Annotated in this window: 16 protein-coding genes and 1 tRNA gene; 8 read left to right on the top strand and 9 right to left on the bottom strand. The window is 65.3% G+C overall.

Annotated elements, in window-relative coordinates:
- Positions 1-59: 59 nt before the first annotated feature.
- Positions 60-749 carry an HAD hydrolase-like protein gene (locus MMAR10_RS05025; protein WP_011642909.1) on the top strand — a complete coding sequence of 230 codons (690 nt, stop codon included), beginning with the start codon at positions 60-62 and terminating at the stop codon, positions 747-749.
- Here the strand turns inward: MMAR10_RS05025 and MMAR10_RS05020 are convergent, their stop codons facing one another.
- A complete protein-coding gene (locus MMAR10_RS05020; protein ID WP_011642908.1) occupies positions 750-968 on the bottom strand; it encodes a hypothetical protein in 219 nt (72 codons plus the stop codon).
- Positions 969-1,219: 251 nt separating this feature from the next.
- Between MMAR10_RS05020 and MMAR10_RS05015 the strand changes: the two genes are divergently transcribed.
- From MMAR10_RS05015 to MMAR10_RS05000, 4 genes are all read left to right on the top strand, one after another.
- Positions 1,220-1,294, top strand: a tRNA-Val gene (locus MMAR10_RS05015).
- Positions 1,295-1,487: 193 nt separating this feature from the next.
- On the top strand, positions 1,488-2,549 hold the full coding sequence (locus MMAR10_RS05010) for a Fe(3+) ABC transporter substrate-binding protein (protein ID WP_011642907.1): 1,062 nt from the start codon (positions 1,488-1,490) through the stop codon (positions 2,547-2,549).
- Positions 2,549-4,159, top strand: coding sequence for an ABC transporter permease (locus MMAR10_RS05005; protein ID WP_011642906.1), 1,611 nt, complete (start codon positions 2,549-2,551; stop codon positions 4,157-4,159). The genes MMAR10_RS05010 and MMAR10_RS05005 overlap by 1 nt, the downstream gene beginning before the upstream one ends.
- 25 nt (positions 4,160-4,184) lie before the next feature.
- Complete coding sequence (locus MMAR10_RS05000; RefSeq protein ID WP_011642905.1) at positions 4,185-5,216, top strand: ABC transporter ATP-binding protein; 1,032 nt, start codon at positions 4,185-4,187, stop codon at positions 5,214-5,216.
- A 36-nt stretch (positions 5,217-5,252) separates the two neighbouring features.
- Here MMAR10_RS05000 and MMAR10_RS04995 read toward each other — a convergent pair whose 3' ends face one another.
- From MMAR10_RS04995 to MMAR10_RS04975, 5 genes are all read right to left on the bottom strand, one after another.
- Complete coding sequence (locus tag MMAR10_RS04995; protein WP_011642904.1) at positions 5,253-6,191, bottom strand: mechanosensitive ion channel family protein; 939 nt, start codon at positions 6,189-6,191, stop codon at positions 5,253-5,255.
- A 242-nt stretch (positions 6,192-6,433) separates the two neighbouring features.
- A complete protein-coding gene (locus MMAR10_RS04990) occupies positions 6,434-7,507 on the bottom strand; it encodes a Leu/Phe/Val dehydrogenase (protein ID WP_011642903.1) in 1,074 nt (357 codons plus the stop codon).
- Between the two features lie 119 nt (positions 7,508-7,626).
- Positions 7,627-8,217, bottom strand: coding sequence for a uracil-DNA glycosylase family protein (locus MMAR10_RS04985; RefSeq protein ID WP_011642902.1), 591 nt, complete (start codon positions 8,215-8,217; stop codon positions 7,627-7,629).
- Positions 8,204-8,476: a DUF3253 domain-containing protein gene (locus MMAR10_RS04980; RefSeq protein ID WP_011642901.1), complete on the bottom strand. Its 273-nt coding sequence runs from the start codon at positions 8,474-8,476 to the stop codon at positions 8,204-8,206. Before MMAR10_RS04980 ends, MMAR10_RS04985 begins: the two co-directional genes overlap by 14 nt.
- A 12-nt stretch (positions 8,477-8,488) precedes the next feature.
- Positions 8,489-8,932, bottom strand: a complete 444-nt coding sequence (locus MMAR10_RS04975) for a PaaI family thioesterase (RefSeq protein ID WP_011642900.1) — start codon at positions 8,930-8,932, stop codon at positions 8,489-8,491.
- Positions 8,933-9,074: 142 nt separating this feature from the next.
- Between MMAR10_RS04975 and MMAR10_RS17245 the strand changes: the two genes are divergently transcribed.
- Entirely contained in the window at positions 9,075-9,797 is a 723-nt protein-coding gene (locus MMAR10_RS17245; protein WP_041636805.1) for an acyltransferase, read from the top strand.
- 726 nt (positions 9,798-10,523) lie between these two features.
- Here MMAR10_RS17245 and MMAR10_RS04965 read toward each other — a convergent pair.
- A complete protein-coding gene (locus MMAR10_RS04965) occupies positions 10,524-11,804 on the bottom strand; it encodes a NupC/NupG family nucleoside CNT transporter (protein ID WP_011642898.1) in 1,281 nt (426 codons plus the stop codon).
- Between the two features lie 83 nt (positions 11,805-11,887).
- Here MMAR10_RS04965 and MMAR10_RS04960 point away from each other — a divergent pair, with 83 nt between their 5' ends.
- Complete coding sequence (locus MMAR10_RS04960) at positions 11,888-12,121, top strand: DUF1289 domain-containing protein (RefSeq protein ID WP_291767662.1); 234 nt, start codon at positions 11,888-11,890, stop codon at positions 12,119-12,121.
- A 2-nt stretch (positions 12,122-12,123) separates the two neighbouring features.
- Complete coding sequence (locus tag MMAR10_RS16055) at positions 12,124-12,858, top strand: retropepsin-like aspartic protease family protein (protein WP_011642896.1); 735 nt, start codon at positions 12,124-12,126, stop codon at positions 12,856-12,858.
- Here MMAR10_RS16055 and MMAR10_RS04950 read toward each other — a convergent pair.
- The gene (locus tag MMAR10_RS04950) at positions 12,855-13,673 is read right to left on the bottom strand and encodes a sulfite exporter TauE/SafE family protein (RefSeq protein ID WP_011642895.1); all 819 of its coding nucleotides are present in this window, start codon (positions 13,671-13,673) and stop codon (positions 12,855-12,857) included. The two genes, MMAR10_RS16055 and MMAR10_RS04950, sit on opposite strands and share 4 nt — an antisense overlap.
- Positions 13,674-14,669, bottom strand: coding sequence for a tRNA dihydrouridine(20/20a) synthase DusA (dusA, locus tag MMAR10_RS04945; protein WP_041637307.1), 996 nt, complete (start codon positions 14,667-14,669; stop codon positions 13,674-13,676).
- Positions 14,670-14,711 lie beyond the last annotated feature (42 nt).

Below are 14,711 nucleotides of genomic sequence, written 5' to 3'. Positions count from 1 at the left end.
ATCGCTGTGGTGCGCGTAACCTAGCTTCTCCTGCACTGCCCGTACAAAGGTCTGATTTCATGCTCGACTCCCGTGACGCCGCCCTGTTTGCCGACGCCGCGATCGCCTTTGACCTCGACGGCACGCTGGTCGATACCGCGCCCGACCTGCTGCGGGCCCTGAATGCGGTGATCGAGCCGCGCGGGCTTGAACCGGTGGCTCTGGCAGCGGTGCGGGCAATGGTCGGACGCGGCGCTCTGGCGCTGCTCGAACGTGCCCACGCGGCCCAGTCGGTAAGGCTTGAAGATCCCGAAGCGGCGGTCGCCGACTTCATCGAGATCTACCAGTCTGACGTCGCCGCCCACTCAACACCATTCGAAGGTGTCGAGACCACGCTCGCCTGGCTTCGGGCACAGGGCTGCCGCCTGTCGGTTTGCACCAACAAGCCATCTGTCCTGTCGGACATGTTGATCGGGGAATTGGGACTGTCGGGCTATTTCGACCGCATCATCGGTCCCGAGCGGACGACGGCAAAAAAGCCTGCCGCGGATCACCTGCTCGACGCCCTGGGGGACGGCTATGCTCGCGCCGCCCTGGTCGGTGACAGTGAGCCTGATGTCGCGTCAGCTGCGGCGGCCACCCTGCCCAGTGTCATCATGAGCTATGGCTACAGCGAAAGACCGGCCGGCTCCTTGGGAGCCGACCGGGTCATTCATGCATTCAGCGATGTACCGCTGGCGCTCGCCGAAATCTGGCGAGGCTCGACCTGATCAGGCCGAGCGACGCTCGCGGCCTGCGTCATTGGCTGCGCGGGTCGGCATGCCATTGACGAGGTTGGAGCGCACATCCGTGCGGGCAGAGCGCATGGCGGGCATGAAGCCAGCTTCCACGAGATCCACGGAAACATCATAGCCGCGCTCGGCCCAATAGGCTTCAATTCGCGCTTTAAGACGACGCGCACCTTCGGGCGTGCACAGATCATTACTCATGAACAAAACCTCCTACTCGGCCGAAGCTTCCCCCGGCCGGGAATTGCGTCCAATCTGGTGATTGACGGGACGGGCCACGACGGCCGCGTTCCAGCTTGGTGGAGGCTGATATAGGCAGACTGGTCATATGACGAGAGCATGACGGTGTGGCAAGTTGTCGCACCTTGAGCGCGACACATCTGCGCTTCAACTTCCACATGTGGTTGACCGGGTAGAAGTGCCTGCTTATACGCTCGCTTTCCGGAAACACCGGGCGATTAGCTCAGCGGGAGAGCACCTCGTTCACACCGAGGGGGTCACTGGTTCAATCCCAGTATCGCCCACCATTTCCACTCCGCATTGATCCCTGAAAACAGTATTTCGCGCCAGCCGACCTGACTGGTGCACCGCTTGGGCGAGCGATTCTCGCCGCGACATCTACCCTGCGTCGCTTCCGCGCAGTCAATTTCTGCACGGATTTCTTGCGAAACATTCTCAGAAGTGAGAGGAGTGGAGCACGTCAATAATATTGGGTGCGACATGAATTCCGTGAAACTCCTTGCCGCTGCCGCCGGGCTTGCCCTGGCAGCCTGTTCCCAGCCGGCCACCGATAGCGCGTCCGGCGATTCCGAAGCCGCCGCCGAAGCGCGTGTCGTGAACGTCTATAGTGCCCGCCACTATTCCAGCGACGCGGCCATCTACGCCGCCTTCACCGAATCGACTGGTATCGAGGTCAATCTGGTCTCGGCCAATGGCGACCAGCTGATCGAGCGTGTCCGCGCCGATGGCGAGCGCAGCCCGGCCGATGTCATCATCACCGTCGACGCCGCCCGCCTGCACCGGGCCGAGCAGGCCGGCCTGTTCGCATCCGCCGACTATTCCGACCTGGCCTCCGGTATCGGGGCCAACCTGATCGATCCGGAAGGCTATTGGGTCAGCTTTGCCAAGCGTTCCCGCGTGATCGCCTACTCGAACGACCGCGTTCAGCCGGGCGAGATCGCGACCTATGAAGACCTCGCCGATCCGCGCTGGGAAGGCCGCATCTGTGTCCGCGAGAGCGGCAATGCCTACAACCAGTCCCTGCTCGCCGCGATGGTCGCCCATCTGGGTGAGGACGGGGCCCAGGCCTGGGCCCAGGGCATTGTCGACAACATGGCCCGCGAACCGCAGGGCGGTGACCGCACCCAGATCAACGGCATTGCCGCCGGTGAGTGCGACGTCGCCATCCTCAACCATTATTACTATGCGATGATGGTCAATTCCGAGGATCCGGCCGCCCAGGCCGCCGCCGCCGCGGTCACGCTCTTCTTCCCGAGCCAGGAGACCACCGGTGCCCATGTCAACGTGTCCGGCGCCGGCATCGCCGTGAACGCCCCGCACCCCGAAGAGGCGCGTGAACTGATTGCGTTTTTCCTTGGCGACTACGCCCAGCGCGCCTTTGCCGAAATGACCAATGAGATTCCGGTCCGCGGTGATGTCAGCTGGGACAATCCGACGCTGGCCGCCATGCTGCCCTTCACCGAGGACAGCCTGAACGTCTCCGAACTGGGTGACCACAACGAAACCGCCCAGCGCATTTTCGACCGGGTCGGCTGGCAGTAGTGGACAAGGCGGGATCACCATCCCGCCTGCCGGGCCGGACATCCGGCCTGGCAGTCCTGGCGGCGCTGGTCTGCGCCGCGCCGGTCCTCGCCGTGGCGTGGATCGCGCTGACCCGCGACAGTGGTGACTATCTCCAGCACCTCGCCCAGACCCGCCTGCCCGTCTACCTGACGACCTCGGCCCTGGTCGCCCTGGTCGCCGGTGGCGGGGCCGGCCTGATCGGCACAGTACTGGGCTGGCTGATCGCCCGAACAGAGTTTCCCGGCCGCAAGGCACTCAGCTGGATCCTCATCCTGCCGCTGGCGGTGCCGGCCTATGTCGCCGCCTATGCCTGGCTCGACCTCAGCCAGGCCGGTGGCCCGCTCGACGCGCTTACCGGCGGCTTGTTCCCGACCATTCGCGGCGGTGTCGGCGCCGGGATGATGTTCGCGCTCGTTCTCTACCCCTATGTCTACCTGCTGGCCCGCGACACCTTCGCCGGCCAATCCGCCGACGCCTACAATGCCGCCCGCACGCTGGGCGCCGGCCCCCTGACCGCCTTCTGGCGCACCTCCCTTCCCATGGCCCGCCCGGCGGTGGCCGCTGGCCTGGCGCTGGTGGCGATGGAAAGCCTGGCCGACTATGGCACCGTCTCGCATCTGGGCGCCCCGACCCTGTCGATCGGGCTGATCCGCGCCTGGAGCGGCGCCGGCTCCCTGGTCGACGCGGCCCGCCTGTCGCTGGTTCTGGTCTTCATCGCCATCGTCGTGTTCGGCCTCGAACGGGCCCAACGCAGTCGCGCCCGCAGCGTCAACGCCGCCGGACGGCACAAGCCGGCACCGCGCCTCACACTGCGCGGTGGCGCCGCCATCGCCGCGCTTCTCGCCTGTCTGGCGCCGCTGGCGCTTGGCATGGTCATACCGCTGGGCCGACTGGTCTGGCTTGCCGCCCACACCGAGACCGCAACCGGGCTGGCCGCCGCCAGCCTGCACAGCCTGACCCTGGCCGGGATCACCGCCCTCATCGCAGCTGCCCTGGGCCTTGCCACGGCCTATGCCCTGCGCAGCCGTACCGCCATCGCCACCCTGGCCGCCCGTGCCGCAGGCCTGGGCTATGCCGTGCCGGGCGCTGTCGCCGCGGTTGGTGTGATCGCCATCCTTTCGGGCACGCAGGCCCTGATCGACCCGGCCTGGCGCAGCCTGACCGGCGAGGTCTTCCCGATCCTGTTGACCGGTACCGGCGCGGCGCTGGTCTTTGCCTATCTGTCGCGCTTTGCCGCCGCCGCGATCAGCCCGGCCGAGACGGCCCTGGCCCGCGTCACGCCCTCGCTCGATGGCGCGGCAAGAATCCTCGGCGCCACGCGTCAGCGCCGCGTCTGGCATATCCACTGGCCGCTGATTGCTGCCGGGGTGACCTCAGCCGGCCTGCTGGTCTTTGTCGAAGTGCTCAAGGAATTGCCGGCGACGATGATCCTGCGCCCGTTCAACTACGACACGCTGGCCATCATCGCCCATAATTTCGCCAGCGATGAGCGTCTGGGCGAGGCGGCCCTGCCCTCCCTCCTCATTCCGCTGGTCGCCCTGCTTCCCATGATCTTCGTGGCCCGCTACCTATCCAGACAGGATCGCTAGCCAGAACGCCCCGGGGGAACGCCGCATGGCGGACACACGCACAGTGTTGAGCATTCGCGGCGCGGAACGCCGCTACCGGGCCGACCACGCTGCCCTGGCTGGTGCCGACCTCAATCTGCATGCCGGACGCATCACGGCTCTCCTCGGCCCCTCAGGCAGCGGCAAATCCACCCTCCTGCGCGCCATTGCCGGACTTGAGCGGCTGGAGGCCGGCTCGATCTGCCTGGGCGCGACCGTCTGGAATGACCACACCACCCATGTCGCGCCGGAGACGCGCCGGGTCGGCATGGTGTTCCAGGACTACGCCCTCTTCCCGCACATGACCGCCCTGGCCAATGTCGCCTTCGGGCTCACCGGCCCCGACAAGACCGCCCGCGCCATGACCCAGCTGGAGGTCGCCGAACTCGGCCACAAGGCCAAGGCCTATCCGCACGAGCTGTCCGGCGGCGAGCAGCAGCGGGTCGCTCTCGCCCGCGCCCTGGCGCCGCAGCCGGCTGTGGTGCTGCTGGACGAACCTTTCTCCGGCCTCGACCGACGCCTGCGCGGCGAGCTGCGGGAACGCACGGTCGACACGCTGCGTGCCGCCGGCACCACCGCCCTGATCGTCACCCATGACGCGGAAGAGGCGATGGCCGTCGCCGACGAGCTGGCCCTGATGGATGGCGGCCGCATCATCCAGACCGGCCCGCCGGACGATGTCTGGATGACACCGGTCAGCGCCACGGCTGCGAAGCTGCTGGGCGATGTCGAGATTATCGAGGCACAGGTCACGAACGGTCAGGCGGAGACCCCGTTCGGGCCTGTTGATGCCAACGGATTCGAGGACGGCCAACCCGTCTCTGTCCTGGTCCGCCCGCGCGCCTTCACGCTGAGCCTCGATCCTGATGGTCCCTGCACCATCACCCGCCGTCGCTCCGCCGGCCCACACCTGACGCACCGCTTTGCTGGCGCAGGCGGCGAATGGTCGGCCCAAACGCCGGCACCGTCACCGATCCGCGAGGGCGATCGAGTGAGTGTGGAGCTGGACCCCGTCTATGTGCGGGTTGTGGCGGCGTAGCGCGTAGGCGCACACTTTCAGGCGGGAGAACGACCGCTACTTCCCGCCCGGCCAGCTCAAATTCAGCGACGGGCGCACGGCTTCCGGGCGGTCCTCGACCTCGAAACTGACCGCCACCATCCACGGCTTGTAGTCCGGATCGACCTTGACGAAGGCGGCGACGACCTCGTCGCGATAAATGGTTTCGATCGGCTGGGCGCGGCCCGGCCAGATGCGGAATTTGATGCGTACGAATTCGCGTCCGGACGTCAGCGCCACCCGGCCGACATTCGACGGGCGCGACAGGAATATGCCGGGGAATTGCTCGTGAAACCCGTGCATCAGCTCAGTCGCCCGCGCTTCGGCCTTGTCCTTCGCCTCGGCATCACCGGTCAGGGTCACATCGACAATGCAACGGATATAGCCGCGCGGATAATTGATCACATTGGTAATGGTACGGTTGGGAATGAAAACGCTGGCGCCTACCGCATTCTCAAGCTCCACAAAACGCATCGTGATCGACTGGACGATCCCCGTCTGGCCGGAAATCTCGACCAGGTCACCGACATCGAGCAGGTCGGAGAAGATGAAGGTGACCCCGTTGACCAGATCCTGCACCACGCCCTGGGAACCGAAACCGATGGCCAGGCCGATCACCGAGGCACTGGCCAGGTAGGCGGTCAGCGACACGCCCAGCTCAGCGAGTATGAAACCCAGCGTCAGGAACCAGACCGAGAACATGATCGCGCTGGCCGCCATTGAGGTCACCGAGCGAAGCTTGGAGTATTTGCGCTCGGTCCGCGTCGCGATGATGAGATCCGCCACCAGACGGATACCGAATACGAGGATATTGGCCAGCACGGCAATGGCCGCAAAGACCAGCAGACGCCCCCATAGCGGTGCGGTGTCGAGTGTTTCGGACAGGGGGGAGGTGACGTATTCCAAGTCCAGGTCTCCGGATGCGGGCGGGTGGTAGCGCTCTGAGGGACGATGCATGGGCGCATCGCCAAGCGGACACTCTCCTATCCCGTCCCGCCTTTGTCATCCCCGCAGTATGTCCGGCGAAGGCCGGACGGATGGCGGGGACCTAACTGCCTGCAACCACATAGGTCCCTGACTTGCGCCCGGCCTTCGCCGGGCATTCATCAGGGATGACAAAGGGGCTGTATGCGGCCACACAGCAAAACGCCCCCACCATCCGGCAGGGGCGTTTCAGTGCAAGCGTCATACAGTGTGGCCTAAGCGACTTTCGCCAGCTTGGCGGCGCGCTTTTCCTCGATGCGCTGACGGGCGATCTCGTCGGCGATGAGGTTGGAGGGGCGGCCCTCGCGGTCCGACTGGTCGAGGATTTCAGCCAGCGTCTGCTCGAGACCGACCAGCTTGCCCTTGACCCATTCCGGATTGAAGTCACCGGCAATCTCGCCCATCACATTGATGATGCCGCCGGCATTGAGGACATAATCCGGTGCGTAGATGATGCCGCGCTTGAGGACTTCGGCGCCCATTTCGCGGGTGGCCAGCTGGTTGTTGGCGGCACCGGCAATGATCTTGGCCTTGATGCGGTCAATCGTGTCCGGATTGATCACCGAGCCCAGCGCGCACGGGGCAAAGACATCGACATCGAGGCTGTAGATATCGTCGAGACCGACGATGGTGGCGCCGTGCTCGGCCTTCAGACGCTCGAGGCCATCCTGGTTGATATCGGTGATGAAGAGTTCCGCGCCGGCCCTGGCGAGATGGCCGGCCAGATAGGTGCCGACATGGCCGGAAGCGCCCTGGATGGCGACTTTCACGCCGGCGAGATCGGACTTGCCCAGGCCACGCTCGACACAGACCTTGAGGCCGCGGAACACGCCTTCGGCGGTCACCGGTGACGGGTCACCCGAAGCCGCCTTGCCTTCCGGCAGGCCGACCACGTGTTCGGTAGAGGCGCGTACGGCCATCATGTCGTCCGGGCTGACACCGACATCCTCGGCCGTGATGTAGTGGCCGTTGAGGCTGTCGACGGCGCGGCCGAAGGCTTCAAACAGCGCCTTGCGGTCAAACGGGCCTTCCGGCTTCATGATGACGGATTTGCCGCCACCGATCGGCAGGTCGGCCATGATGTTCTTGTAGCTCATGCCCTGGGACAGGCGCAGCGCGTCCTGGAGGGCGGCTTCGGAATTGGGATAGGACCACATGCGGCAGCCGCCGCAGGCCGGGCCGCTGACCGTCGAATGGACACCGATGATGGCTTTCAGCCCGGTGACTTCGTCGGTCGCGAAAAGAATTTTCTCGTGATTGTCGAAAGACGGATGCTCGAGAACGCTCATGAGCCACAAACCCTTTTGTTCAGCTGTTGCGGCTGCCGTTTCCGGGGCCGCGATTTCGGGCGCCGGAATACCGCTTCAGACGCCAACACACAAGCGGTCAGAAACACCCAAGGATAGGGTCAGGATAACAAATCTTTCATGCGGCATCGCAGCATTGGGAGAATTATTTCCCCAAACCACGGGTTTTTGCGCAACCAGGCACTATTCCGCCAGGACGGGTGGGGTAGTGGCAGGAAATCCGGCGCATAGCGCTCCGCCTGGCGCACGGTTTCCGTCAGCGTTTTGTGCGCCCGCGAACCCAGCCAGAAACGAGTGGCATACTGGCCGACCAGCAAGGTCAGCCGGACATTCGGCAGGTTTTCGCGGACCCGCGCCTGCCAAAGTGGCGCGCATTCGCGGCGCGGCGGCAGGTCACCTCCCTTGGCATCCAGTCCGGGAAAGCAGAACCCCATCGGCACGATGGCCAGCTTGGTCGGGTCATAAAAGCTCGCCTCGTCGATTTGCAGCCAGTCGCGAAGGCGATCACCGGACGGGTCGGTGAAAGGTTTGCCCGACGCGTGTACCCGTGTGCCCGGCGCCTGCCCGACCAAAAGGATGCGGGCATCGCGATGGGCCTGGATCACCGGGCGCGGTTCATGCGGCATCTCTCCGGCACAGACACGGCAGGCGCGGATATCCGCCAGCAGGGTATCGAGATCAGGCGCGGCCAATCCGCCAGACACCCTTGAAGGCCTCGGGATCCTCGACCGGCTTGCCCTTGCGCAGAATGGTCACCTTGCCGGCCTTGGCCAGACGAATGGCGGCCTGGCGGACATGGCCGAACTTGCGATTGAAACGCTCCGGATCGACCGCCTTGGCCACATCGGCGGGCGAGATCGATCGGTTTTCCGGCGCTGCAGCGACCAGCGCCAGGATGATGTCCTCGATCGGATCGGGACCGGTCAATTCGGTTTCAGGCGTTTCGGTCATGCGGGGTCGGCCTCAGCTGGTCTTGGGCGGCAGGGAATAGGTCGCACTGGCATGGGCGATCAAGTCGTCTGTGCCGTCGACCTTGATATCACATTCGGTGACCGCCAGTCGCGAACCCAGTTTGAGCAGGCGGCATTCGCCCACCACCGGGCCGGGCGGCGCCTTGCGCAGGAAGTTGATATTGAGATTGGTGGTCACCGCCAGCGCCTGCCGGCCGACATGACCGAGAATGACCGCATAGGCAGCAAAATCGGCCAGGGTGAACAGGGTCGGTCCGGACACCGTCCCGCCCGGCCGCAAATGCTCGGCCCGCGCCTCGGCAGAAACCCGCGCCCGCCCCGGCTCGATGACATCAATGCCAAACCGGATCCCGCCCTGATTCCATTGCGGGAAGACCTGGTCGAGATAGGCGGCCACGGCCGCCGCATCCAGTTCAACCGTGTAGGCCATATCCATATTCCGGCCCTTTCCCCCGACCTGCATCGCAGGCGAGACACGGCCGGTCCCTTATTGTCTCATGTCGGCGAAACACTTGCCTTCGCGGGCGCGCGCGGCAAGCCGCAATGCCAGCCCGCCCCCGCCAGCCAACGGACCTGCCATGCGCCGCGATCATCGCCCCTATTGGATGCACCAGCTCTGGGAGCGGTTCGAGAACGCCTGGGCGCGTCATTTCGTCTGGCCGCATTTCGCGGAGATCGGCAAGGAACCGAAAATCGTCCAGCCCTGGGCCGTCGAGGTGTTCGGGCCGAATGTCACCGTCGGCGACTATCTCCACGTGATCGCCAACAAGGCCGACCAGGTGCGCCTCACCGTCTGGGCCCCGCAGACCCAGGCGGGACGGATCAGTCTCGGCGATCATGTCTTCCTCGCCCCCGGCACCCGCATCCTCGCCGCCGGCGAGATCGAGATCGGCGATGCCTGCCTGATCGCCAACAAGGTCACCATCACCGATTGCGACTGGCATTCCATCCATGACCGCGTCGACCCGCAGCCGGAATTCAGACCGGTCAAGCTGGGCAGGAATGTCTGGATCGGCGATGGCGCCTTTGTCGGCAAGGGCGTGACCATTGGCGATCATTCCGTCGTCGGCGCCCGCTCGGTCGTCACCAAGGACGTCGAGCCCTGGACCATTGTTGCCGGCAATCCGGCACGTGTCATCAAACGCATCGACCCCGACGCCCCGATGAAAACCCGCTCCGACCTGTTCGCCGATGCGGAAGGGTTGGACCGCTTCATGGACACGGCCTACCGGCAGTCCCTGGCGGGGAATTCGACGATTGGGTGGCTGAGAAGCCGGCTGTGGCCGGCGCGGGGGGATTAAATCTCGCACCGGGACTACCCCACCCATTTTTCCCGGAGGTGCGCAGCGCCATCCGGGACCAACGAGAGACTCATCGCTTGCCGGAAAGTCTCGTCGGTCCCGGCTCTTTGCCCCGCTATCGCGGGGCTGCGGCCGGGAAAAATGTGGTGGGTTTGAGAGTGACGTCGCTGAAGACCCCGCGCGTGTCATCCCGGGCGGAGCCCTGACTTGATCAGGGCGAAGACCCGGGACCTATAAGCCCGGTGCGGCCAGCTTTCGCGATAATAGGTCCCGGATCTCCGCCCGGCTCGAGGCCGGGCATATGTCCGGGATGACAAAGTTTTGTGCCTGGATTCGGAGTTTATCCCCGCTGCGCACCCCCTTTCCTTCTCCCCTGGGAGAAGGTGCGCGTAGCGCGGATGAGGGGGAAACTCCTGCGGGCACCGGGATTTTACCCTCACCCTCTTCATCATTTTTCCCGGAGGCGCACAGCGCCATCCGGGACCGACGGGAGACTCATCGCTTGCCGGACGGTCCGGTTGGTCCCGGCTCTCCGCCCCGCTTTTGCGGGGCTGCGGCCGGGAGAAATGAGTCTGAGTTCGGTATGGGCTTCGATTGTCATCCCTGATGGACGCCCGGCGAAGGCCGGGCGAAAGTCAGGGACCTAGCTGATCGCAGGCACATAGGTCCCTGTCCTGCGTCCGGCCTTCGCCGGACATTCGACAGGGATGACAAATCGGTATCCGACTACCCGAACAATCCCTGCGGCAGCACGCCAATCGCGGCGCCTGTCATCAGCGTCGCCAGCGTGCCGGAGATCAGTGCTTTCGGGGCCAGCTGGAGGATGTCCTCGCGCCTCGAAGGTGCAATCGCGACCAGGCCGCCGGTCAGGATGCCGACGCTGGAAAAGTTGGCGAAGCCGCAAAGCGCGTAAGTCATGATCAGGCTGGTGCGCGGCGACAGCTCGTTGCCGATCTGGGCCAGGCGGTCATAGGCATAGACTTCGTTGAGCGCCGTCTTCAGGCCCATCAGGGAGCCGGCCTGGGTCGCTTCCGACCAGGGCACGCCGGCCAGCCAGACGATCGGGGCGAACAGCCAGCCCAGGATGCGGTCGACCGAGAGCGGGGCGCCGAACATGTCGGGGGCCAGGCCCAGCATGACGTTGAGCAGGGCGACCAGAGCGGTGAAGACCAGCAGCATGAAGATGATGTTGAAATAAAGCCGCATCCCGTCCGACACGCCGGTGGTCAGCGCGTCCATGGAGGAGTGATAGATCTGGGTCGGCACTTTTTCCTTGGCCTCGGCCTCCGGCGTCGGCGCGTCACCCGGCATCATCAGGCGCGACAGGAGGACGGCGGCGGGCACCGAGATCAGCGAGGCGGTGAAGATATGGCCGGCGGCACCGTCAATGATGCCGGAAAGCTGGGACACGTAGAGCGCCATCACCGAGCCGGCCACGGTGGAAAAACCGACCGTCATGATCAGGAAGAGGTCGGAGCGGCTCATATCGGGCAGGCGTGGCCGGATCAGGACCGGACTTTCGGTCATGCCGAGAAAGATATTGGCTGCGGCACCCAGGCTGGCCGAGCCGGACAGGTTGAGCAGGCGCTGGAAGGCAAAGGCAAAGCCGCGGACCAGCACTTCCAGCACCCGCCAGCGCCATAACAGGGCGGACAGGGCCGACAATACGATGACCATCGGCAGCGCCTGGAAAGCAAACAGGAAGGTGCCGCCACCGGCCTCCGGGTCGATCTCGAAGGGGATGGCACCGCCGGCGAGATAACCGAAGACGAATTGCGCCCCCTCATTGGTCACCTCCTGCAGCACGGCGACGACGCCGGTCAACGATTGCAGGAAGGCGCGGAACGGCGCGACGGTGTAGAGCAGAGTGGCGATGACGAGCTGCAGCGCGATGGCGCCGACAAGCAGGACGATCGGCAGTTTTTTGCGCGGCCCGAGCAGCCAGGCAATGCCTGCCAGAAGAAACAGGCCCGCAAAACTGCGGCCCTGCAGCAAAAGATCGTCCATGGAAGTCCCCGCCGGTCAAAGCGGGACCTTATTCCGCCGGACCGGGCCGCTGCAACCTCTTGCCACAACGCGCGGCCCGCGAAATGCTGCGGCGCATGAATGCGTCGCCCGTCAAACCACCGGTCCGGACACCCTGCGTGCAGGTCTGCTTCGTTGATCCGCAAGCCCGATTATGCGTCGGCTGTTTTCGCACGATGGAGGAACTGGGGCGCTGGACACGCTTCAGCGATGAAGAGCGCGAGGCGGTGATGGCAGCCCTGCCGGAGCGGGAAAAAGCGTATCAGGCGGCGCGGGCTGCGCGTCAGGGGAAGCGATAGTCATGCAAGAAACCATGCTGGGCCGCATCATCACGCGCCTCGCCATCCCCGCCCTCGCCCTGGCCATGGCCCTGCTGGGACTGCGCCTGGTCAGCTGGCCGCTCTGGGCCGAAATCGCGCCTCTGGTGAAGACGGTCTTTATCGGCTTCGTCCTGATCCTGCTTGGCCTGGCACTCGCCGGGTCGGCCCTGTCACCGGACGGGCGGCGCCACCGCAACCTGATCGCCTGGCTGTCGATCGGCATTGCCGCGGTCGCCGTCAACATCCTCAACCGGGACTATGCCGACTGGCAGTATGAGCAGGTCTGGGGCGCCACCCCCGCAGTGCCGGGCCGTTCGGCCAGCAGCGGACTGGGCGTACAGCTGTCCGATGGCGCAATCGTGCTGGAGCGACAGTTCGACGGGCATTTCTACATCACCAGCGAAATCAATGGTGCCGAGGTGACCTTCATGATCGATACCGGCGCCACCGGGGTCGCGCTCAGCCTGGCCGATGCCCGCCGCATCGGCATCCGCACGGACCGGCTGGACTACACAATCCCGACCTCCACTGCGGCCGGTCGGTCGATGGCCGCACCGGTGGAGATACGCTCCCTCACCCTGCCCGGTCGCAGCTTCGACTCCGTGCCGGCGCATGTGATGAGCGGCGGCGAGCAGTCGCTGCTGGGCATGACCGTTCTGGAGCGCTTCGAGTCGGTCGAGATCCGCCGTGACCAGCTGATCCTGCGCTCGAACTAGCTGGCCGCCAGCCAGGCTTCGCGGACCAGCATCACGCCGACAATCACCAGGCCGACGGCGAAGCAGCGCTTCAGCGTCTTTTCGGGCAGGGAATGCGCCAGCTTCGCCCCGAGCGGAGCGACGAAAAAGGCACTGCCGGCCAGAAGCGCAAAGCCGGGCAGGTTCACATAGCCCAGCGAGTACGGCACCGCATCCTGGTCCCAGCCATTGAGCACAAAGCCGATCGCACCGGGCAGGCCGATGGCGACGCCGAAACCGGCAGCGGTGGCGACCGCCTTGTGGATCGGCTTGCCGCACAGGGTCATCAAGGTGACGCCGAACACACCGCCACCAATTCCCATCAGGGCCGACAGGATACCGATCAGACCGCCCAGCCCCCAGCGCAGCGGACCGCCGGGCAGGTCATCGGCCAACCGCCAGTCAGGCCGGCCGAAGAAAAATTGCGCCGACAGGATCATGGCGGTCACGCCAAACAAGCCGGTCAGGAAATTGCCGGGCAGGAGATGGGCGATGCGCGAGCCGACCAGCGTGCCGATGACGATCCATGGCGCCCAACCGCGCAGCACCGCGAAATCGACCGCGTCGCGCTTGGCGTGGGCGGCGACGGAGCGGGCCGAGGTGGCGATGATCACCGCCAGCGATGTGCCGACCGCGACCTGCATGATGCGCGGGTCGTCATAGCCAAGAAACTGGAAGGCGAAATACATGGCCGGCACCATCACGATGCCGCCGCCAATGCCGAACAGGCCGGCGATCAGTCCGGCGAAGGCGCCCGTCGCCGCCATCGCCACAACCAGGATCCAGATATCGGTCATTCAGGCCGCCTCGTCCCGCGGCGACACCGCCGCTTGTGCTTCGTCCAATACATCCAGCCCGGCACCGGCGCGGGTGGCCTTTTCCGACAGGATGCGACGCCATTGGCGAGCCCCCGGTTCGCCCGCATACAAGCCCATCATGTGGCGGGTGATGTCGTGCAGGCGGCCGCCCTCGTCGAGACAGGCCGCGATATAGGGCCGGAAGGCGGCCAGTGCCTGAGAGCGCGTGGCGACCGGGTCGGTCTCGCCAAACACCGCGCTGTCGACCCGGGCCAGGATCCACGGCGTGTGATAGGCGGCACGACCAATCATGGCGCCGTCGAGGCCGGTACTCTCACTGATCGCATGATCGAGATCTTGCAGGCCGCCATTGAGGATGATCTCCAGCTCTGGCCGTTCAGCCTTGAGCCGGTGCACAAGCGCATAGTCAAGCGGCGGCACCGAGCGGTTTTCCTTCGGGCTCAACCCTTTCAGCCAGGCCTTGCGGGCATGCACGGCGAAGCTGGTCACGCCGCGCGCCGCGACCGTGTCGACCAGGGTGAACAGCGCCTGCTCCGGTTCCTGGTCATCAACACCGATCCGGCACTTCACCGTGACCGGCACCGACACCGCGTCCTGCATGGCCGCAACACAATCGGCGACCAGGTCGGGCTCCTGCATCAGACAGGCACCGAAACGGCCCGACTGGACCCGGTCGGACGGACAGCCGACATTGAGATTGATCTCGCAATAGCCAAACCCTTCGGCCGTTTTCGAGGCCTGGGCCAGCTCACCCGGATCGGAACCGCCCAGCTGGATGGCGACGGGGTGCTCGGCCGCGTCGAACCCGATCAGTCTCGCCGTGTCGCCATGGATGATCGCCTTGTCGACCGCCATCTCGGTATAGAGAAGCGCCCGTCGCGTCAGGACACGGTGAAAGGCCCGGCAATGCCGGTCCGTCCAGTCCATCATCGGCGCCACCGACAGGCGGCGGGAAAAGGCAGGATGTGACGTCATGAGGCGCCACATAGCCTGTGCAGGCCTGCCGGGCAACGCGGC

It is taken from the genome of Maricaulis maris MCS10, assembly GCF_000014745.1.
Taxonomy (GTDB): domain Bacteria; phylum Pseudomonadota; class Alphaproteobacteria; order Caulobacterales; family Maricaulaceae; genus Maricaulis; species Maricaulis maris_A.
Note: the sequence above shows the minus strand (reverse complement) of the source record. Positions and strands in the feature narration are given on the sequence as shown.

Bases quoted from the DNA above. Each gene is read 5' to 3' on its own strand.
- MMAR10_RS05025 (WP_011642909.1), top strand. From the start codon at position 60: ATGCTCGACTCCCGTGACGCCGCCCTGTTTGCCGACGCCGCGATCGCC.
- MMAR10_RS05020 (WP_011642908.1), bottom strand. From the start codon at position 968: ATGAGTAATGATCTGTGCACGCCCGAAGGTGCGCGTCGTCTTAAAGCG.
- MMAR10_RS05010 (WP_011642907.1), top strand. From the start codon at position 1,488: ATGAATTCCGTGAAACTCCTTGCCGCTGCCGCCGGGCTTGCCCTGGCA.
- MMAR10_RS05000 (WP_011642905.1), top strand. From the start codon at position 4,185: ATGGCGGACACACGCACAGTGTTGAGCATTCGCGGCGCGGAACGCCGC.
- MMAR10_RS04995 (WP_011642904.1), bottom strand. From the start codon at position 6,191: ATGCATCGTCCCTCAGAGCGCTACCACCCGCCCGCATCCGGAGACCTG.
- MMAR10_RS04990 (WP_011642903.1), bottom strand. From the start codon at position 7,507: ATGAGCGTTCTCGAGCATCCGTCTTTCGACAATCACGAGAAAATTCTT.
- MMAR10_RS04980 (WP_011642901.1), bottom strand. From the start codon at position 8,476: ATGACCGAAACGCCTGAAACCGAATTGACCGGTCCCGATCCGATCGAG.
- MMAR10_RS04975 (WP_011642900.1), bottom strand. From the start codon at position 8,932: ATGGATATGGCCTACACGGTTGAACTGGATGCGGCGGCCGTGGCCGCC.
- MMAR10_RS17245 (WP_041636805.1), top strand. From the start codon at position 9,075: ATGCGCCGCGATCATCGCCCCTATTGGATGCACCAGCTCTGGGAGCGG.
- MMAR10_RS04965 (WP_011642898.1), bottom strand. From the start codon at position 11,804: ATGGACGATCTTTTGCTGCAGGGCCGCAGTTTTGCGGGCCTGTTTCTT.
- MMAR10_RS04960 (WP_291767662.1), top strand. From the start codon at position 11,888: ATGCTGCGGCGCATGAATGCGTCGCCCGTCAAACCACCGGTCCGGACA.
- MMAR10_RS16055 (WP_011642896.1), top strand. From the start codon at position 12,124: ATGCAAGAAACCATGCTGGGCCGCATCATCACGCGCCTCGCCATCCCC.
- MMAR10_RS04950 (WP_011642895.1), bottom strand. From the start codon at position 13,673: ATGACCGATATCTGGATCCTGGTTGTGGCGATGGCGGCGACGGGCGCC.
- dusA (WP_041637307.1), bottom strand. From the start codon at position 14,669: ATGACGTCACATCCTGCCTTTTCCCGCCGCCTGTCGGTGGCGCCGATG.